The 19,399-nt window shown below is 51.6% G+C and carries 15 protein-coding genes and 1 pseudogene; 6 read left to right on the forward strand and 10 right to left on the reverse strand.

What is annotated here, in order from left to right; translation table 11 throughout:
• Positions 1–15: 15 nt before the first annotated feature.
• On the reverse strand, positions 16–1,401 hold the full coding sequence (locus tag OGV74_RS11125; RefSeq protein WP_003020098.1) for a NarK family nitrate/nitrite MFS transporter: 1,386 nt from the start codon (positions 1,399–1,401) through the stop codon (positions 16–18).
• A 211-nt stretch (positions 1,402–1,612) separates the two neighbouring features.
• Positions 1,613–2,191, reverse strand: coding sequence for a TetR family transcriptional regulator (locus tag OGV74_RS11130; protein WP_003843697.1), 579 nt, complete (start codon positions 2,189–2,191; stop codon positions 1,613–1,615).
• A 116-nt stretch (positions 2,192–2,307) separates the two neighbouring features.
• Here OGV74_RS11130 and OGV74_RS11135 point away from each other — a divergent pair, with 116 nt between their 5' ends.
• Positions 2,308–3,792 (forward strand): MFS transporter, encoded by a 1,485-nt coding sequence (locus OGV74_RS11135; protein WP_086504096.1) that lies wholly within the window; start codon positions 2,308–2,310, stop codon positions 3,790–3,792.
• A 3-nt stretch (positions 3,793–3,795) separates the two neighbouring features.
• On the opposite strand, the gene OGV74_RS11140 is transcribed toward OGV74_RS11135, so the two are convergent.
• The 3 genes from OGV74_RS11140 to yddG form a co-directional block, all read right to left on the reverse strand.
• Positions 3,796–4,236, reverse strand: coding sequence for a GFA family protein (locus OGV74_RS11140; protein ID WP_003836219.1), 441 nt, complete (start codon positions 4,234–4,236; stop codon positions 3,796–3,798).
• Positions 4,237–4,319: 83 nt separating this feature from the next.
• Positions 4,320–5,402 carry a porin OmpD gene (gene ompD, locus OGV74_RS11145; protein WP_003836220.1) on the reverse strand — a complete coding sequence of 361 codons (1,083 nt, stop codon included), beginning with the start codon at positions 5,400–5,402 and terminating at the stop codon, positions 4,320–4,322.
• 461 nt (positions 5,403–5,863) lie between these two features.
• Entirely contained in the window at positions 5,864–6,745 is an 882-nt protein-coding gene (gene yddG, locus OGV74_RS11150) for an aromatic amino acid efflux DMT transporter YddG (RefSeq protein WP_003020082.1), read from the reverse strand.
• 287 nt (positions 6,746–7,032) lie between these two features.
• Here yddG and fdnG point away from each other — a divergent pair, with 287 nt between their 5' ends.
• From fdnG to OGV74_RS11170, 4 genes and pseudogenes are all read left to right on the forward strand, one after another.
• Complete coding sequence (gene fdnG / locus OGV74_RS11155) at positions 7,033–10,080, forward strand: formate dehydrogenase-N subunit alpha (RefSeq protein ID WP_086504095.1); 3,048 nt, start codon at positions 7,033–7,035, stop codon at positions 10,078–10,080.
• Positions 10,081–10,093: 13 nt separating this feature from the next.
• The gene (gene fdnH / locus OGV74_RS11160) at positions 10,094–10,978 is read left to right on the forward strand and encodes a formate dehydrogenase N subunit beta (RefSeq protein ID WP_286520800.1); all 885 of its coding nucleotides are present in this window, start codon (positions 10,094–10,096) and stop codon (positions 10,976–10,978) included.
• A complete protein-coding gene (gene fdnI, locus OGV74_RS11165) occupies positions 10,971–11,627 on the forward strand; it encodes a formate dehydrogenase-N subunit gamma (protein WP_003020054.1) in 657 nt (218 codons plus the stop codon). The genes fdnH and fdnI overlap by 8 nt, the downstream gene beginning before the upstream one ends.
• Positions 11,628–11,756: 129 nt before the next feature.
• Positions 11,757–12,357 (forward strand): annotated as a pseudogene (locus tag OGV74_RS11170) (inorganic diphosphatase); the annotation flags it as partial.
• Positions 12,358–12,438: 81 nt separating this feature from the next.
• Here the strand turns inward: OGV74_RS11170 and OGV74_RS11175 are convergent.
• The 3 genes from OGV74_RS11175 to sra form a co-directional block, all read right to left on the reverse strand.
• The gene (locus tag OGV74_RS11175) at positions 12,439–14,154 is read right to left on the reverse strand and encodes an ABC-F family ATP-binding cassette domain-containing protein (RefSeq protein WP_071685574.1); all 1,716 of its coding nucleotides are present in this window, start codon (positions 14,152–14,154) and stop codon (positions 12,439–12,441) included.
• Between the two features lie 309 nt (positions 14,155–14,463).
• Entirely contained in the window at positions 14,464–16,161 is a 1,698-nt protein-coding gene (gene maeA, locus OGV74_RS11180; protein WP_003020042.1) for a malate dehydrogenase, read from the reverse strand.
• A gap of 179 nt (positions 16,162–16,340) precedes the next feature.
• Positions 16,341–16,481, reverse strand: coding sequence for a stationary-phase-induced ribosome-associated protein (gene sra, locus OGV74_RS11185; protein WP_003020039.1), 141 nt, complete (start codon positions 16,479–16,481; stop codon positions 16,341–16,343).
• 227 nt (positions 16,482–16,708) lie between these two features.
• Here sra and osmC point away from each other — a divergent pair, with 227 nt between their 5' ends.
• Positions 16,709–17,140, forward strand: coding sequence for a peroxiredoxin OsmC (osmC, locus tag OGV74_RS11190; RefSeq protein WP_003020036.1), 432 nt, complete (start codon positions 16,709–16,711; stop codon positions 17,138–17,140).
• A gap of 47 nt (positions 17,141–17,187) precedes the next feature.
• Here the strand turns inward: osmC and OGV74_RS11195 are convergent, their stop codons facing one another.
• Positions 17,188–17,958 carry a 3-hydroxybutyrate dehydrogenase gene (locus OGV74_RS11195; RefSeq protein ID WP_003843689.1) on the reverse strand — a complete coding sequence of 257 codons (771 nt, stop codon included), beginning with the start codon at positions 17,956–17,958 and terminating at the stop codon, positions 17,188–17,190.
• An 11-nt stretch (positions 17,959–17,969) separates the two neighbouring features.
• Complete coding sequence (locus OGV74_RS11200) at positions 17,970–19,364, reverse strand: GntP family permease (protein WP_196491835.1); 1,395 nt, start codon at positions 19,362–19,364, stop codon at positions 17,970–17,972.
• Positions 19,365–19,399: the final 35 nt, after the last annotated feature.

Consider the following 19,399-nt stretch of genomic DNA (forward strand, 5'->3'; position numbering starts at 1 on the left):
CAGGCCAAAAGATGACTATTTTTTTTGTGATTTACGGCCGTAAACCAGCCAGGTCACCAGCACGCAGACGATGTAGAACACAAGGAATATTTTCATGGCGCCTACCGGAGATCCGGTCAGCGCCAGCGATGAACCAAACGCTTTCGGGATGAAGAAGCCCCCGACAGCGCCAATTGCGGAGATAAATCCCAGGGCGGCGGCGGTATCGGTTACCGCCTCACGCTGGGCCTGTTCTTCAGTACCACCGTGCAGCTTCACCCGGTAAATGGTGATTTTGCGAAAGATCACCGCAATCATCTGGAAGGTCGAACCGCTTCCCAGACCCGCGGTCAGGAACAAGCCCATAAACACCAGGTAAAACGCGATAAAGCTTCCTTCGCCCGAGCCGGGCAAAGTGAGAAACAGCAGGGCGCTGAACAGTGCCATAAAGATGAAGTTAATTAAGGTGACACGCACACCACCAAACTTGTCAGAGATAACGCCGCCCGCCGATCGCGCAAGCGCACCGATGAAGGGCCCAAAGAACGCCAGTTGCAGAATATTCACGTCAGGGAACTGTGTTTTCGCCAGCATGGCAAAGCCTGCTGAAAAACCGATAAACGAACCGAAGGTGGCGAGATACAGCAGACTTAATAACCACAAATGAAAACGCTTGAGGACCGGTAGTTGGGAGGCAATTGAGGCCTTCGAACTGGCAATGTCGTTCATTCCTATGCCCGCTGCCACGGTCGCTATCAGCAGTAGCGGCACCCAAATCCATGCGGCATTGGCCAGTGACAGTAACGATCCGTCAGCTTGTGGTACGCCCTGCACGCCCAGGAAGGTAAAAATGGGGAGAAAGATCACCAGCGGCGCGATCAACTGCATCACGCTGACACCGAGGTTGCCGAGGCCACCGTTAATGCCTAGTGCGCTGCCTTGCTTCGCTTTGGGGAAGAAAAAACTGATATTGCCCATGCTGGAGGCAAAGTTAGCGCCAGCAAACCCACACATCAGCGCAATGATAATAAATACGCCAAACGGAGTAGCGGTATTTTGCACGGCAAAACCGAGCCAGACGCAGGGAATAACCAGAATGACGGTGCTAAAAATGGTCCAGCGACGCCCCCCAAATATAGGTACCATAAAGGAGTAGGGAACGCGCAATATTGCACCAGAAAGAGAAGGTAATGCCGTTAATAAAAACAGTTGATCGGTGGTAAAATTAAAACCAATTTTATTCAGATTGACAGCAACAGCGCTGAACAACATCCAGACGCAAAACGCAAGCAGCAAGCAACTCACTGATATCCAGAGGTTTCTTCGGGCAATGTGCTTACCTTTGTTTTCCCAAAAGGCAGGATTTTCGGGTTTCCAGTCAGTTAAAAGATAACGATTATTTTTCTCATTTGATGCTGACATATTATTCTCCATGCACATGCCGTTCATGAAAAAGAAATAAACGCATACAGCGCCGCGCGAGTTCTTTTAGAAACTATTGAAAAGTTTTGGGAATATTGACTGAAAGAATAGATAAAAAAGCGCAATAACGCGGCGTGATGAGGGAATTACACGTTGCTTAAGTGTTACCAATTGTAAATATAAAAGATGTATTATTAATTCATCTATAACATCAATTAACTAACTCTAACGTAATCATACGATCCAGGTGGCGTTCGAATGCAGGATCGGCCATTTCCTCAATGCCTAATACATAGATGCCATCCAGACCGCATACCAACGCAATTAAACGCCACGCCACATCGGCAGCATCCGGGCCTGGAGAAAACTCACCGGCTTTCTGTCCCTGAGAGATGATAGCGGCGGTTTCTTCGTGCCACATCCGCATGGTCAGCAGGTAAGCGCTTTTGATTTCCGGATCTTTATCCGCCAGAACCTGCGCTTCACGCCATAGTTTTATATAGGGTTCGAACCCGCCATCTTCGCTGCCCAGCATGGCATGCAGCCGTTCACGGAAGCTGGCGTTTGCGCTGACCAGTTCGGCATCCAGAAGAGTACGGATCAGTTGCACAAAAGCGAGGGATTTTAACTCGCCGGCAGACGTAAAGTGATGATGCACCTGGCCGGTTGACACCTGAGCTTCCGTGGCAATACGCCGCACCGTCATGGCGGTAAATCCTTCCTCAAGCGCGACGCGCATTGCCGCCTGCAGAATCACTTCCCGACGTTCATCCCGATTTAGATAGCTCATCGTTCCTCCCATATCCGTTTAGCACGCAGTCTAACAAAAAGTTGGACATACGTTCAAATTTCCGTAGGATCGCCGAACCTGGACGTGTGTCCAGTTTCAGTTTTGAAGGGAGTTTTATGTTTCGTCAGTGGTTAACGTTAGTGATTATTGTGCTGGTCTACATCCCTGTTGCGATTGATGCAACGGTGCTGCACGTTGCCGCGCCCACGCTGAGTATGACGCTGGGCGCCAGTGGCAACGAGCTGCTGTGGATCATTGATATTTATTCCCTGGTAATGGCCGGTATGGTATTGCCAATGGGCGCGCTGGGCGATCGCATCGGCTTTAAACGCCTGCTGCTGTTAGGTGGAGGCTTGTTTGGTCTGGCATCACTGGCGGCCGCTTTTGCTCATAGCGCCAGTTGGCTGATTGTCACCCGGGCCGTGTTGGCTATTGGCGCGGCGATGATTGTGCCGGCAACGCTTGCGGGGATTCGCGCCACGTTCGCTGAGCAACGGCATCGTAATATGGCGCTCGGTGTCTGGGCCGCGGTTGGTTCCGGCGGTGCGGCGTTTGGCCCACTGGTTGGCGGGATGCTACTGGAGCACTTCTACTGGGGATCCGTATTCTTAATTAATGTACCGATTGTCCTGGTGGTAATGGCCTTAACCGCACGCTTAGTGCCGCGTCAGGCTGGACGTCGCGATCAATCGTTAAATTTTGGTCATGCGATAATGCTGATTGTCGCCATTCTGCTGCTGGTTTACAGCGCCAAAACCGCGCTGAAAGGGCATACGGCGACCGTTGCCATCGCCCTGACGCTGTTAACCGGCGCTTTGCTGCTGTGGCAGTTTGTCCGCATCCAGCTTGCGGCAGCCCGCCCGATGATTGATATGCGGTTGTTCACACATCGCATAATCTTAAGTGGCGTAGTGATGGCGATGACCGCGATGATAACGCTGGTGGGTTTCGAGTTACTGATGGCTCAGGAGCTACAGTTTGTCCACGGCTTAACACCGTATCAGGCAGGGTTGTTCATGCTACCGGTGATGCTGGCAAGTGGTTTCAGCGGACCGATTGCCGGTATGTTGGTTTCACGTCTGGGATTACGTTGTGTGGCGACGGCGGGTATGGCGCTGAGCGCTGTTAGCTTTTACGGCCTGGCGATGACGGATTTCAGTAGCCAACAGGTACAAGCCTGGATGTTGATGGCTTTGCTCGGCTTCAGCGCCGCCAGTGCGCTTCTGGCTTCAACAGCGGCTATCATGGCAGCAGCACCTGCGGAAAAAGCCGCGGCCGCGGGTGCCATCGAGACAATGGCTTATGAACTGGGAGCCGGACTTGGGATCGCTATCTTTGGTTTGCTGTTGAGCCGTAGCTTTTCTGCATCGATTCTGCCGCCAGCCGGACTTAATGCGCAGGAAATGGAACGTGCCTCATCGTCAATGGGGGAGGCGGTACAACTGGCGCACTCGCTCCCGTCGTCACTGAGTGAGGCATTGCTGACGGCTGCCAGAGAAGCGTTCACCTGGTCACATAGCGTGGCCTTAAGCAGCGCCGGCAGCATGCTTATCGTATTAGCGATAGGAATGTGGTTCAGTCTGGCAAAGGTACAACGTTAATAACTAGTGAGCTAAATGACAGGGGTAATCCATCTCTTCGACTTCTTTCCCACTCAGTCGAGCGTATTGCCCCGTCAATCTCCAGAACGCAGGCTGTGTTTCCGTATAGATTTCTGCCGCTAATATCAGGCGGCGGCGATCTACCTCATTAAGTTCCAGAAGTGTCCATGGAATAAAGTAGCGATCGCTGTCCGTCAACGTAAACCACAGTGGGCATCCGCAACCGGAACAGAAGAACCGTTCACCACGATTTGAGGAAGGAAAGTGCGAAGGTTCTACCGATTCTGGTGACATCAGCGGGTGAGCGCTGGCTTCCAGATACATGGCGATGCCGCCAGACCATTTCTGACACAGCGTACAATGGCAGGCATAGACATCCAGCATTTCGACGTCGACGGTAAAATGACTCTGTCCGCAAAGACAACGACCAGTGAATGTCTGCACGGCATACTCCTTATGACCGAGTCTACATCAAGAGAAAAAGCCAGCCCTTGAAGGACTGGCTTTATATTCAGACTACAACAAAATTAGAACTGGTAGTTCAGACCGACAGCCACGATGTTGTCAGTTGACACTTTCGCTGCATTGGTGAAGTTGTTGTCATCCAGCAGGTTGATTTTGTAATCAACGAAGGTGGACATGTTTTTGTTGAAGTAGTAAGTAGCACCCAGGTCTACGTATTCAACCAGATCCTGGTCGCCGTAACCGTTGATGTCTTTACCTTTGGATTTCAGGTAAGCAACGGACGGACGCAGACCGAAGTCGAACTGGTACTGAGCAACTACTTCAAAGTTCTGTGCTTTATCTGCAATACCAGTAACACCGGAGCCACCATAGGTGGTCATGTTGCGGGTTTCAGAGTAGGTGGTTGCCAGGTAGATGTTGTTCGCATCATATTTCAGACCAGCGGCCCATACTTCAGCGTTTTTACCGGAAGCCATGAAACCGCCGTTACCGACAGACTGTTTGTCGGTACGGTCAGATTTCGCATAGGTAGCACCTACGCCAAAGCCTTCATACTCATAAGTGGTAGACAGACCGAAGCCGTCACCGTTAGCTTCTTTCAGGTTGTCACGGTCGTTTTTGCCCTGGTACTGAGCAGCAAAGTTCAGACCTTCAACCAGACCGAAGAAATCGGTGTTACGGTAGGTTGCAACGCCAGTAGTACGGCCAGTCATGAATACGTCAGTCTGGGTCCAGGTATCACCACCGAACTCAGGCAGGACGTCGGTCCATGCGCCGATGTCGTAGGCCACGCCGTAGTTACGACCGTAGTCGAAAGAACCGTATTCAGCGAATTTCAGACCAGCGAATGCCAGACGAGTTTTGTCTGCTTCAGAGCCCTGGGATTCAGAACGGTTGCCTTTGAATTCATATTCCCACTGACCAAAACCAACCAGCTGGTCATTGATCTGAGTTTCACCTTTGAAGCCCAGACGCGCGTAGGTTTTGTCGCCATCGCTGCCGTTGTCGTCAGAGAAGTAGTGCTGAGCGTGAACTTTTCCGTAGATATCCAGTTTGTTTGCGTCTTTGTTATATACCTCAGCTGCGTTTACCGCACCTGCCGCCAACAGGCTAGTCACTGCCACTGCAACTAATTTAAGTTTCATTCTAAATAATCCTTATAATTTTTTCTTGGTGTGTTTCCTAAACCATTGCTAAACGAAGGGGTTCGTCAATGGCAAACTATTTTTAAATGACGCAGTGGCATAAGTTCAATAATAAGTTTCATAATATTGCGAAATATTTGAAGTTGTGTGATCCAGATCTACATAATATAGCTGATTGTATTAATCTTTATATGTGACAAATATGAATGGGTATATTTACGTAGGGGACTATTGTCAGGACTATGATTTAAATGGCGTTAGTTCCGCATGTGTAATATATGCATATGAAGGGATATAGATAACCGCATAATATTTTCGTGTGTTAACTAATTACCATATATTTAACATTTAATTAAACAAATACAAACATAAATCGCAAGTGGAATGAACAATTATTATTCATCAATTTGTCTAAAGTATAGCCGGGTTTTATTTGTTTGTGATAAAACCCGGCTTTTTTTTCAGGCGCGGCGCGTTGCCAGCCAACAAAGTAGCGAACCCGCGCAGACCATCAGTGCGCCCTGCCAGAAAGATAGCGAAAGCGGTGCACTGAGTAACACAGCAGCCAGTGCAGAAGAGAGCACAGGGGTAAAATAGGATCCTACGGCCATGATGGTCACGTTGCCATGCAAAATGCCAATATTCCACGCCGCATAGGCAAATCCTAACGTTAATGCCGCTGAGAACATTTTAATAGTCACCGAAGTGCTGAAAATCATTTCTGGTTGCGGAGTCATAAAATAGTAAATCCACAAACTTGCGGCTGTTAGTAAAACGAACACGGTGATGCCGTTAAAGCCTTTTGCATATTTATTGGTCACCGTGCAATACGTTGCCCAGATAAAAGCGCCGAGAAAGGCGAGAAAATAGCTCAGCGGACTGCTGGCAACATTGCTGATAATTTCATCAAGGTTAAGACCGTTTTCACCACCCAATACCCAACAAACCCCGGTCAATGCGATAATTAATCCAGGGATCACCAGCCAGGTTGTTTTTTGACCATTAAATAAAATAGCAAACAATATCGTCAAACTCGGCCAGAGATAATTGACCATACCGACTTCAATAGCCTGGTGACGAGTAGCCGCATAACCGAGAGCCAGCGCTAAACATATTTCATAAGTAACAAAAAGCACGCTACCAGCGATTAAATAGCGCACAGGAATTTTTCTGATATTCGGAAAGCCGACGGTAAAAATCAGCAACAGACCACTTAACGAAAAAATCATTGCTGCGCCGCCTGCAGGACCCAGTCCTTCACTTACCCCACGCATGAGTCCGACCATCGTGCTCCAGAGCACGATGGCAATGAGCCCAATTAACGTTGCCTTTTGTTTTGTCATTCTGATTGTCTGTCCATGGTACTGGCAAAAATTTAAGCTGAAATTTATAGCACTTTTATACCGTAGCGCGCTAATTAATTGCCTTTCCAATACTCCCTTATGGGTACAAGAGTTAAACAAAGCGCACTATTTAGTAGCGGAACCGTTTCGTTATTGATTTGACGCAAAAAAAATATGGATATAGCTGATAGTTTCGTCGCGAAGTTGTACATGGCATCTTTCAGACTGCCGCGCTGGCGCAATTTGAGAGATTTCCTGTACGAACCCCTGCAAAAAAGAGGAAAGCAATGGACGTCAGCCGCAGACAATTTTTTAAAATCTGCGCGGGCGGTATGGCGGGAACAACAGTGGCCGCTTTGGGTTTTGCACCCAAAATGGCACTGGCTCAGGCGCGAAACTATAAGCTGTTACGCGCCAAAGAGATCCGAAACACCTGCACATACTGTTCCGTAGGTTGCGGGCTATTAATGTATAGCCTGGGAGATGGAGCAAAAAACGCCAAAGAGTCGATTTACCATATTGAAGGGGATCCGGATCATCCGGTGAGCCGCGGGGCATTATGTCCTAAGGGCGCAGGATTACTGGATTACGTGCACAGTGAAAACCGTCTGCGTTACCCGGAATATCGCGCCCCTGGTTCCGACAAATGGCAGCGTATCAGCTGGGATGAAGCATTCACCCGTATCGCGAAGCTGATGAAAACTGACCGTGACGCCAACTTTATCGAGAAGAATGAGCAGGGCGTAACGGTAAACCGCTGGCTTTCAACCGGGATGCTGTGTGCATCTGCGGCAAGTAATGAAACCGGTATGCTGACGCAAAAATTTGTGCGCTCACTCGGCATGCTGGCAGTAGACAACCAGGCGCGCGTCTGACACGGACCAACGGTAGCAAGTCTTGCTCCAACATTTGGTCGCGGTGCGATGACCAACCACTGGGTTGATATTAAAAATGCTAACGTCGTGATGGTGATGGGCGGTAACGCCGCTGAAGCACATCCGGTGGGATTCCGCTGGGCGATGGAAGCAAAAAACAACAATGATGCCACGCTGATTGTTGTTGACCCTCGTTTTACACGTACAGCTTCGGTGGCGGATATCTATGCGCCAATTCGTTCCGGCACGGACATTACGTTCCTGTCCGGCGTCTTGCTGTACCTGATTGAAAACAACAAAATCAACGCTGAATACGTTAAGCATTACACCAACGCCAGCCTGCTGGTGCGGGATGACTTTGCTTTCGAAGACGGTCTGTTCAGCGGTTATGACGCAAACACACGCCAATATGATAAATCGTCCTGGAACTACCAGTTCGATGAAAATGGCTACGCGAAACGCGATGAAACGTTAAGCCATCCTCGCTGTGTCTGGAACCTGCTAAAACAGCACGTTTCCCGCTACACGCCGGATGTGGTGGAAAACATTTGTGGTACGCCGAAAGAAGACTTCCTGAAAGTCTGCGAAGTGCTGGCTTCCACCAGCGCAGCCGATCGCACCACCACGTTCCTGTATGCGTTGGGTTGGACTCAGCATACCGTCGGGGCACAGAACATCCGCACCATGGCGATGATCCAGTTGCTGCTCGGCAACATGGGGATGGCAGGTGGCGGTGTCAACGCCTTGCGCGGTCACTCCAACATTCAAGGGTTAACCGACTTAGGTCTGCTCTCTACCAGCCTGCCGGGCTACCTGATGCTGCCGTCAGAGAAACAGACAGACCTGCAAACCTATCTGGCCGCGAACACGCCAAAAGCGACATTGGCCGATCAGGTTAACTACTGGGGCAACTATCCGAAGTTCTTCGTCAGCTTGATGAAATCTTTCTACGGCAATGCTGCACAGAAAGAAAACGACTGGGGTTTTGAGTGGCTGCCGAAGTGGGATCAGTCCTATGACGTCATCAAATACTTCAACATGATGGATAGCGGAAAAGTCACCGGCTACATCTGTCAGGGCTTTAACCCGGTTGCGTCCTTCCCGGACAAAAACAAAGTGGTGCAGAGCCTCAGCAAACTGAAGTATCTGGTGGTTATCGATCCGCTGGTGACCGAGACCTCAACGTTCTGGCAGAACCACGGTGAGTCAAACGACGTTGATCCTGCGTCGATTCAGACCGAAGTCTTCCGTTTGCCTTCTACCTGCTTTGCGGAAGAGGACGGCTCCATCGCAAACTCCGGCCGTTGGCTGCAGTGGCACTGGAAAGGTCAGGACGCACCGGGCGAAGCCCGCAACGACGGCGAAATTCTGGCCGGTATTTACCACCGTCTGCGAGACATGTATCGCACTGAAGGCGGTAAAGCTGTAGAACCCGTTCTGAAAATGAGCTGGAACTATAAGCAGCCGGACGAACCGCACTCAGAGGAAGTGGCGAAAGAGAACAACGGCTATGCGCTGGAAGATCTCTATGATGCCAACGGTGTACTGGTTGCGAAGAAAGGTCAGTTGCTCAACAGCTTTGCGTTGCTGCGCGATGATGGTTCTACGTCATCATCCTGCTGGATTTATACCGGTAGCTGGACCGAGCAGGGCAACCAGATGGCCAATCGTGATAACGCCGATCCGTCAGGTCTGGGTAATACGCTGGGCTGGGCCTGGGCATGGCCGCTGAACCGTCGCGTGCTGTATAACCGCGCTTCGGCGGATCCACAGGGTAAACCGTGGGATCCAAAACGCATGCTTATCCAGTGGAACGGTACGAAGTGGACGGGTAACGATATCCCGGACTTCAATACCGCGGCACCGGGCAGTGGCACCAATCCATTTATCATGCAGCCGGAAGGGCTGGGGCGTCTGTTTGCTATCGATAAGATGGCGGAAGGTCCGTTCCCGGAACACTACGAGCCGATGGAAACGCCGCTGGGTACTAACCCGCTGCACCCGAATGTGATCTCCAACCCGGCAGCGCGTCTGTACGAGGCGGATAAACTCCGTATGGGTACAAAACAGGACTTCCCGTACGTCGGGACGACCTATCGTCTGACCGAACATTTCCATACCTGGACCAAGCACGCATTGCTGAATGCGATTGCCCAGCCAGAGCAGTTTGTGGAAATCAGCGAAACGCTGGCGGCAGCGAAAGGGATCAACAACGGCGATCACGTGAAAGTTAGCAGCAAACGTGGATTTATTCGTGCAGTTGCCGTGGTGACCCGTCGTCTGCGTACCCTGAACGTCAACGGTCAACAGGTTGAAACGGTTGGGATCCCAATCCACTGGGGCTTTGAAGGAGTCGCGCGTAAAGGCTTTATCGCCAACACCCTGACGCCGAATGTCGGTGATGCAAACTCGCAAACGCCGGAATACAAAGCGTTTTTAGTTAACATCGAGAAGGCGTAAGGGAGGCGAACATATGTCTATGGAAACGCAGGACATCATCAAACGGTCCGCAACAAACTCCATCACGCCGCCGCCTCAGGCCCGTGATTACAAAGCCGAGGTCGCGAAGCTGATCGACGTTTCCACCTGTATAGGCTGTAAGGCCTGTCAGGTGGCATGCTCAGAGTGGAACGATATCCGCGATGAAGTTGGCCACTGCGTCGGGGTGTATGACAACCCCGCCGATCTCAGCGCCAAGTCCTGGACGGTGATGCGGTTTACCGAAACCGAACAGAACGGCAAGCTGGAGTGGTTGATTCGTAAAGATGGCTGTATGCACTGTGAAGATCCGGGCTGCCTGAAGGCATGCCCGTCTGCCGGGGCAATCATCCAGTACGCCAACGGGATTGTCGATTTCCAGTCAGAACACTGTATTGGCTGCGGCTACTGTATTGCCGGGTGTCCATTTAATATTCCGCGCCTCAATAAAGAGGATAACCGCGTGTATAAATGTACGCTGTGTGTCGACCGGATCAGCGTCGGGCAGGAACCTGCCTGCGTGAAGACCTGTCCGACCGGGGCAATACATTTCGGTACCAAGCAGGAAATGCTGGAAATGGGCGAACAGCGTGTGGCAAAACTGAAAGCACGCGGTTTCGAACACGCCGGTCTCTACAACCCGGAAGGTGTGGGTGGTACGCACGTTATGTACGTTCTGCATCATGCCAACCAGCCGGAGCTGTATCACGGCCTGCCGAAAGATCCGCAGATCGATACCTCTATCAATCTGTGGAAAGGGGCGCTGAAACCGCTGGCCGCTGCCGGATTTATCGCCACCTTCGCCGGGCTGATTTACCACTACATTGGTATCGGTCCGAATAAGGAAGTGGACGACGAGGAGGAGGATCATCATGAGTAAGTCGAAAATGATTGTGCGCACGAAGTTTATCGACCGCGCCTGTCACTGGACGGTGGTGATCTGCTTCTTCCTGGTGGCGCTGTCGGGGATTTCGTTCTTCTTCCCGACTCTGCAATGGCTGACGCAAACCTTCGGTACGCCGCAGATGGGACGCATTTTGCACCCGTTCTTCGGCATACTGATCTTCGTCGCGCTAATGTTCATGTTTGTGCGCTTTGTGCACCACAACATCCCGGATAAAAAAGATATTCCGTGGCTGAAAAACATTGTGGAAGTGCTGAAAGGCAATGAACACAAAGTGGCGGATGTGGGCAAGTACAACGCCGGGCAGAAAATGATGTTCTGGTCGATCATGAGCATGATTTTCGTGCTGCTGATTACCGGTATTATTATCTGGCGTCCATACTTTGCACAGTTCTTCCCAATGCAGGTCGTGCGCTATAGCCTGCTGATCCATGCGGCGGCGGGGATTATCCTGATGCACGCCATCCTCATCCATATGTATATGGCATTCTGGGTGAAAGGTTCGATTAAAGGCATGGTTGAAGGGAAGGTGAGCCGTCGCTGGGCGAAGAAACATCACCCACGTTGGTATCGCGAAGTTGAAAGACAAGAAGCGAAAAAAGAGAGCGAGGAAGGGGTTAACTAATCCCTGATGTTCCCTCTACGCAATGGCGCTACATCGGTAGCGCCATTTTTTTGCCAAAAAAACGTCATGTTTCTGTCATCTGCTGAACGTAAGGTGTTGTCTTTCCAATAATAGAAGAGTTAAAAGACAATGCATCTGGTGAAAAAACTACTCGCGGTCAGCGTGTTTCTTTGTGCTTCAGCTCAGGCGCAGAACATCCTCGAATTTCCTCAGCCGGAAAATAACCCGGAAGAGTTTTATGCCGTAACCGAAATCCCGGCAGGTGGAATGATTAAATATGAAACCGACGCCAAAACCGGGTTTATTGTTGCCGATCGCTTCCAGTCAATGCCTGTTGCCTATCCCGCCAACTACGGTTCACTAACCCAGTCTTTAGCCGGTGACGGCGACCCGCTGGATGTTATCTTTTATACTCGTGCGCCGCTGGCTCCAGGGACGTTAATTAAGCTGCGCGCAATAGGCGTCCTGAAGATGATCGACGGCGGTGAAAAGGACGACAAAATTGTCGCCGTGCCGGCCAGTAAAATTGACCCCACTTATGACAACATCAAAGAATTGAGCGATCTGCCCAAGATTGAAGTTCAACGTCTGGAATCTTTCTTCCGCGTGTACAAAGATCTGCCGGAAGGGCGCAAGAAGGTCGAATTAAACGGTTTCAACGACGCCGCTACGGCAAAGCAAGAGATCAAACAGGCCTGGGATGCCTGGAAAGAGAAAAAACCGCAGCAATAAATGGTATGCCGGATGGCAGGCCTACACGCGCATTTTGCTGGTGTAGGCCGGATAAGCTTGCGCCATCCGGCAATAAAGATTACTTCAGTTGTGAGTTCAGACGCTCAATCTCTTTACGCCATTGCGCCTGTAACAGCGGTTTTTGATGTTTCGGCTTGCGGGCGAGATCGTCGGCCAGACGCTGTTCCAGATCGAGGAGTTGTTCCAGCAATCCATCGCTGTCACAGCTTATTTCAACTTTCGCTTCGACCACCGTTTTGGGAACGGTTATCTCCGCGGACGTTTCCCTAATACGTGCATTAACCGCCTCCAGATCGTGCCATTCACTGAGTTCGCCATTGTCGATTAACCAGAACCGGTTACAGCTTTGGCTGATAAGCTGCCGGTCGTGACTGACCAGCAACACGCCGCCGTTATAGCTTTGTAGCGTTTCTGCCAGCGCCTCTTTACCTTCCATATCCAGATGGTTGGTCGGTTCATCGAGCATCAGCAGACTGTAGCGCGCAAGCGTCAGCCCCACAAACAGCAGCCGGGAGCGCTCACCGCCGCTTAATGTACTGACCCTCTGCGTATGACGAATCCACGGAAAACCCGCGCTAATCAGCGCCATCTTGCGAATCTCTGGCTGCGGGGCAAACGCTTCCAGCGCGTCAAACAATGAATCGTTATCGGCAAGCTGATGCAGCGTCTGATCGTAATAGCCCAGCGTAACGCGCGGGTGCAACACCAGTGAAGGCGATGCCAGCTGTGATTGAAACTGTTGCCAGATAAGCCTTAACAGCGATGATTTACCGCAACCATTACGCCCGACAATTGCCACGCGATCGCCGCTTTTTAACCGGATACCGGCAATGGAAAACAGTGTATCTGCGTCGGGAGCAGGGGCTACAGACAGATTGGTCATCTCCAGCAAACGATCTGCACGAAGGGAATCACCCTGCAATGTTAGTGTCCACTGACTTCCTGCCGTCACTTCTGTCTGCACCTCTTTCAGGCGCTGCACCTGTTTTTCCATCTGCTTGGCCTTGCGGGAGAGATCTTCGTTGTCGTAGACCCGCCCCCAGGTTGCCAGCCGTTTGCCGCTGGCGGTAACCCGGTCTATCTCTTTTTGCTCAGCCTTGTGGCGCAGAGCATCGCTGACGTCTCTTTCTGCCAGCGCCTGACGTGCGGCGCTACAGGGCAGATCAAAGGCATGGAGAGTGCGATCGCGTAGGATCCACGTTCCGTGAGTGACTGCGTCCAGCAACTGCGGGTCGTGGGAAACCACTACAAAACTGCCAGACCAGTTCTGTAAGAACTGCTCCAGCCACAGTAATGTTGGCAAATCCAGATGGTTACCCGGTTCATCCAGCAGCAGCAGGTCAGGATTACGCATCAACGCCCGCGCTAATAGTAAGCGTGTGTGCTGGCCACCGCTCAACGTTTGCGCTGTCAGAGATAAATTCTCTGGTGTGAAACCCATTTCGGCAAGCAGCGCTTCAACTCGCCATTGTTGAGCCGCACGCTCATGCTCAGGAAGTTGAGCGAGAACGGCTTCCTGCAGTGTAAGAGGCAATATATCGTCAGGTAGATGTTGTTCTACACGCGCGAGATGGCAGTGATTCGCTTGCGCGATTGCTCCACTGGTGGGCGAAATCGTGCCATCGAGCAGTTTTAACAGCGTGCTTTTGCCGCAGCCGTTGTAACCGATAAGCCCGATGCGATCGCCTTTTTTCAGGGTAAAGGATAGATCGTCGAATAGCGTGCCGAATGCCGTATCAACGTGTAAGGATTGTGCGGTTAGTAATGTGCTCATTGTTGCTTACTCAAGAGTTACAGGCGCGAGAACGCCTCGTCAAACATCGCTGACGATAACCCGGTAAGCCCGAGAGAAGGGGATTTAGAAGTTAGCTTCGCTCAAGCAGAAGTTATCGCAGCACGATACCGATAACGCTTGAGCACTGGCGATCGCCAAAAGCATGTGAAACGATAAAACGTTCACAGTACAGCATAAGTATCCTCCTTTTATTTTTCAGAGTGTTGATCGGTAGTGAAAGTGTAATCGCAAGTTATACTTTCGCGCAAACTTTGCACGCCCGGCAGCAGTGTGCCGCCGGGCAAACCGTCAGATAGACGTACGACGGTAGTCGCGATATTCCGCCTGCCAGAAATTATCGTCAATAGCCTGTTGCAACGCTTCGGCGGAGGTTTTCACCGCCACACCTTGCTGCTGGGCCATTTTACCGACGGCAAAGGCAATGGCACGAGAAACCGTCTGAATATCTTTCAGTTCCGGTAGCACCAGTCCTTCACCGTTGAGCACCAGCGGTGAATACTGTGCCAGCGTTTCACTGGCCGACATCAGCATTTCATCAGTGATGCGCGACGCGCCAGAAGCAATCACGCCAAGGCCAATACCCGGGAAGATGTACGCATTATTACACTGGGCGATCGGGTAAGTTTTCTCTTTCCACAGTACCGGTGCAAACGGGCTACCGGTCGCAACCAGCGCGTTACCTTCGGTCCAGGCGATGATATCCTGCGGCGTGGCTTCTACGCGAGAAGTCGGGTTAGACAGCGGCATGACAATCGGACGCGGACAATGCTTATGCATTTCGCGGATGATCTCTTCGGTAAACAGACCAACCTGTCCGGAAACCCCGATCAGGATGTCAGGTTTAACGTTGCGAACCACATCGAGCAACGACAGGACATCTTCTTGTGTATCCCAGTGCTGCAGATTTTCGCGTTTTTGCACCAGTTTGGTCTGGAAGGAGAGCAGGTTCGGCATTTTGTCGGTTAACAGGCCAAAGCGATCGACCATGAATACGCGTTGACGCGCCGCTTCTTCGCTTAAACCTTCTCGCTGGATTTGCGCAATGATCTGCTCGGCGATCCCGCATCCTGCGGAACCCGCGCCGAGGAAGACGATGTTTTGTTCGCTCAGCTGGCTTCCGGCCGCGCGGCTAGCCGCAATCAGCGTACCGACGGTAACCGCCGCGGTGCCCTGAATATCGTCGTTAAATGAGCAAATTTCATCGCGATAACGGGTCAGCAGTGGCATAGCGTTTTTCTGGGCGAAATCTTCAAACTGCAACAGCACGTCCGGCCAGCGATGCTTCACGGCCTGGATGAATTCATCAACGAATTCGTAGTATTCATCATCAGTGATACGCGGATTGCGCCAGCCCATATACAGCGGATCGTTCAGCAGTTGCTGGTTGTTGGTCCCCACGTCCAGTACCACCGGAAGTGTATAGGCCGGGCTAATTCCGCCACATGCGGTATACAGCGACAGTTTACCGATTGGAATGCCCATCCCGCCGATCCCCTGATCGCCAAGACCTAAAATACGTTCGCCATCGGTGACAACGATGACCTTGATATTGTGGTTAGGGACGTTTTGCAGGATATCGTCCATATTGTGGCGGTTCTGATAAGAGATAAACACGCCGCGCGCACGACGATAAATCTCAGAGAAACGCTCACAGGCTGCGCCGACCGTTGGGGTATAGATAACTGGCATCATCTCATCCAGGTGATTATGCACCAGTCGGTAAAACAGGGTTTCGTTAGTGTCCTGGATGTTGCGCAGGTAAATATGCTTGTCGATTTCGGTTTTGAAGCCCTGATATTGGATCCAGGCGCGTTCAGCCTGTTCTTCAATCGTTTCGACGACTTCCGGCAGTAACCCCAGCAGGTTGAAGTTACGGCGTTCTTCCACACTGAAGGCGCTCCCTTTATTCAGTAAAGGGAATTCCAGCAGTACCGGGCCAGCGTAAGGGATGTAAAGGGAACGCAGTTTTTTAGTTTCGTTTTCCATGTCACTCACTCTTTTTTGAATAACCGTCCCTGGCGCTCTTTATGATCGTATGTGGCCTGTCCGCCAGGGAAACGGGCGAAGTATAAAGCATTGTGAATGGGTTAAGGGGTTTTATAAGCAAAAACACCACTGCGGTTGCAATGGTGTTTATCTCGTTACTCAGTCAGACGTGCGAAAGGCTACTTGCCGTCAGCGCGGCGCTTTCTTCCAGTAGGATTGTTGACCACGTTGGTTTTGTCACCTTCGGTCACGATTTTACGTTGATTTGAGATTTTGTGGTCCAGTCCGAGAATATGACGGGCCTGACGGTTCGATTTCATTCTAACTCCTTAATCCTGTTACTGGTTTCAAGGGCGAGCCCGTATGAGAACGGACGAAATACAACCTGATATAAAGCCGATGTTCAACATAACGACTTTCTGGATGGTCGGTCATTTTATCTGAAAGGTCAATGCTTAAGCGGCAAATGAGAACTATCCCGTATGTAACATGCTTTTTCCCGGGCGTCCTATACTAGTAACTCCGACGACAACACAGGAGAGCGGTAATGACTATCCATAAGAAAGGTCAGGCACACTGGGAAGGCGACATTAAGCGCGGCAAAGGCACTGTGTCGACCGAAAGTGGCGTGTTGAATCAGCAACCGTATGGGTTTAATACACGATTTGAAGGTGAGAAAGGTACCAATCCTGAAGAGTTGATTGGCGCGGCCCATGCAGCCTGCTTCTCGATGGCGCTTTCACTGATGCTGGGTGAAGCAGGGTTTACCCCAGATGCCATTGATACCACTGCCGATGTTTCTCTGGATAAGGTAGATGCCGGGTTTGCGATCACTAAAGTCGCGTTGCATAGCCAGGTGAGCGTGCCGGGGATAGACGCCGCCACGTTTGACGGCATCATCCAGAAAGCAAAAGCCGGATGCCCGGTATCTCAGGTTCTGAAAGCGGAAATAACGCTGGATTACAAACTGAAGTCTTAATAAAGTCGTGCCGGATGTGACCAGTTCTTATCCGGCACCTGATGATGTTATTGCGCTACCCAACCGCCATCCATATTCCACGCTACGCCACGCACTTGCGCCGCACCGTCTGAACATAAGAATAACGCGAGATTCCCTAACTGCTCTGGAGTAACGAATTCGCGCGACGGCTGCTTTTCAGCCAGCAGGGCGTCACGGGCAGCCTCAGGCTCTGCGCCTTCGGCAATACGCTTATCGATCTGCTGCTGGACCAGCGGCGTTAGCACCCAGCCGGGACACAGCGCATTGCAGGTGATTTCCGTCTGCGCGGTTTCCAGCGCGATGGTCTTGGTTAATCCCACCACACCGTGCTTCGCTGCTACGTACGCAGATTTCTCTTTTGAAGCCACCAGGCCGTGAACAGAAGCGATATTAATGATGCGCCCCCAGTTTCGCGCGCGCATACCGGGAAGCGCCAGACGCGTGGTGTGAAAAACGGAGGAGAGGTTAATCGCGATAATCGCGTTCCATTTATCAACCGGGAAGGTTTCTATCGGTGAAACATGCTGGATCCCAGCGTTATTGATAAGAATATCCACACCGCCGAATTCGCTCTCTGCATAGCGCATCATGTCGGCAATTTGCGCTTCATCGCTCAGATCCGCGCCATGATAGCCTGGCGTTTTGCCATACTGCGCAACAGCGTCTTTGGCGGCATCAACATCACCAAACCCGTTGAGGATCAGGGTGGCGCCAGCTTGCGCCAGCACCTGTGCGATACCTAATCCGATACCGCTGGTCGAGCCGGTAACCAGGGCGGTTTTTCCCGTTAAGTTCATGATGATTCTCCTTAAACAATTCCGGTGGTGTAGAAGACGCCGATGACAAACAGTACGGCCAGACTTTTAATGATGGTAATAGCGAAAATTCCGCCATACGCCTGGCGATGGCTAAGGCCGGTGATAGCCAATAAGGTAATGACCGCGCCGTTATGCGGTAGGGTGTCCATACCGCCGCTGGCCATAGATGCCACGCGGTGGAAGACTTCAAGTGGGATATTGGCGGCATGTGCGGCAGCGATGAAAGTGTCAGACATGGCGGCAAGCGCAATACTCATCCCGCCAGACGCCGAACCGGTGATCCCGGCAAGCGTGGTAATGCTGATAGCCTCATTGAGCAGCGGGTCAGGAATAGCCGCCAGCGCTTTTGACAGCACGAGGAAGCCCGGCAGGGCGGCGATTACTGCGCCAAAACCATACTCTGACGCGGTGTTCATCGCCGCGAGGATCGCGCCGCCAACTGCCGTTCTGCTGCCTTCCGCCAGGCGACCTTTAATGTTGCGGTAGCCGAAGAGCACCACCAGCAGGATCCCAGAAATCAGTGCTGCTTCCACTGCCCAGATAGCGGTGATTTTACCGACTTCGGTGGTAATCGGTTTGGCAAGACCCGGAAGTTCAAGTTGATGCGTGGCGCCGTACCACTGTGGGATCCAGCGGGTAAACAACAGGTTAAATACCCCAACCAGGATCAGCGGAGAGATCGCGATGATCGGGTTCGGCAGATTAATGTTATCCGGCGTTTCCGGCTCGTTTAACAGTTCAGTGCCATAGCCTTCATTCTTTGCCTGCGCTTTACGACGCTGACGTTCGAGATAAACCAGACCGACGAAAATAATAAACAGCGAGCCTATCAGCCCCAGCCACGGCGCGGCCCAGGCGTTAGTCCCAAAGAAGCTGGTCGGAATAATGTTCTGGATCTGCGGCGTGCCTGGCAGAGCGTCCATCGTGAAGGAGAACGCGCCCAGCGCAACGGTGGCCGGGATCAGGCGCTTAGGAATATTACTCTGGCGGAACAGCTCCGCCGCAAATGGATACACCGCAAACGCCACGACGAACAGCGAAACCCCGCCGTAGGTTAACAGCGCGCACACCAGCACGATCACCGGAATAGCGTGACGACGGCCGAGGATGTTGATAGCGGCGGCAACAATGGAACGTGAGAATCCAGATAACTCGATTAACTTGCCAAACACTGCACCCAGCAAGAACACCGGGAAGTAAAGCTTCACAAAACCGACCATTTTTTCCATAAACAGGCCGGTGAAAGCAGGGCCGACGGCGCTGGGTTCAGTGAGTAATACAGCACCTAATGCCGCGATGGGGGCAAACAGAATGACGCTGTATCCGCGATAGGCTGCAAGCATCAGCAGGCCCAGCGCTGCCAGGGCGATTAATACACTCATCATGACTCCTTATTATTATATTGGGGTACAGAAAGAGA

It is taken from the genome of Citrobacter sp. Cf116, from assembly GCF_030336505.1.
GTDB classification, from domain to species: domain Bacteria; phylum Pseudomonadota; class Gammaproteobacteria; order Enterobacterales; family Enterobacteriaceae; genus Citrobacter; species Citrobacter freundii.

Excerpts from the sequence above, each read along its gene's own strand:
- maeA (WP_003020042.1), bottom strand. The coding sequence starts at position 16,161 with ATGGAAAACGAAACTAAAAAACTGCGTTCCCTTTACATCCCTTACGCT.
- osmC (WP_003020036.1), top strand. The coding sequence starts at position 16,709 with ATGACTATCCATAAGAAAGGTCAGGCACACTGGGAAGGCGACATTAAG.
- OGV74_RS11125 (WP_003020098.1), bottom strand. The coding sequence starts at position 1,401 with ATGTCAGCATCAAATGAGAAAAATAATCGTTATCTTTTAACTGACTGG.
- sra (WP_003020039.1), bottom strand. The coding sequence starts at position 16,481 with ATGAAATCGAACCGTCAGGCCCGTCATATTCTCGGACTGGACCACAAA.
- OGV74_RS11195 (WP_003843689.1), bottom strand. The coding sequence starts at position 17,958 with ATGAACTTAACGGGAAAAACCGCCCTGGTTACCGGCTCGACCAGCGGT.
- yddG (WP_003020082.1), bottom strand. The coding sequence starts at position 6,745 with ATGACAAAACAAAAGGCAACGTTAATTGGGCTCATTGCCATCGTGCTC.
- OGV74_RS11200 (WP_196491835.1), bottom strand. The coding sequence starts at position 19,364 with ATGATGAGTGTATTAATCGCCCTGGCAGCGCTGGGCCTGCTGATGCTT.
- fdnI (WP_003020054.1), top strand. The coding sequence starts at position 10,971 with ATGAGTAAGTCGAAAATGATTGTGCGCACGAAGTTTATCGACCGCGCC.
- fdnH (WP_286520800.1), top strand. The coding sequence starts at position 10,094 with ATGTCTATGGAAACGCAGGACATCATCAAACGGTCCGCAACAAACTCC.
- OGV74_RS11135 (WP_086504096.1), top strand. The coding sequence starts at position 2,308 with ATGTTTCGTCAGTGGTTAACGTTAGTGATTATTGTGCTGGTCTACATC.
- ompD (WP_003836220.1), bottom strand. The coding sequence starts at position 5,402 with ATGAAACTTAAATTAGTTGCAGTGGCAGTGACTAGCCTGTTGGCGGCA.
- OGV74_RS11130 (WP_003843697.1), bottom strand. The coding sequence starts at position 2,191 with ATGAGCTATCTAAATCGGGATGAACGTCGGGAAGTGATTCTGCAGGCG.
- OGV74_RS11175 (WP_071685574.1), bottom strand. The coding sequence starts at position 14,154 with ATGAGCACATTACTAACCGCACAATCCTTACACGTTGATACGGCATTC.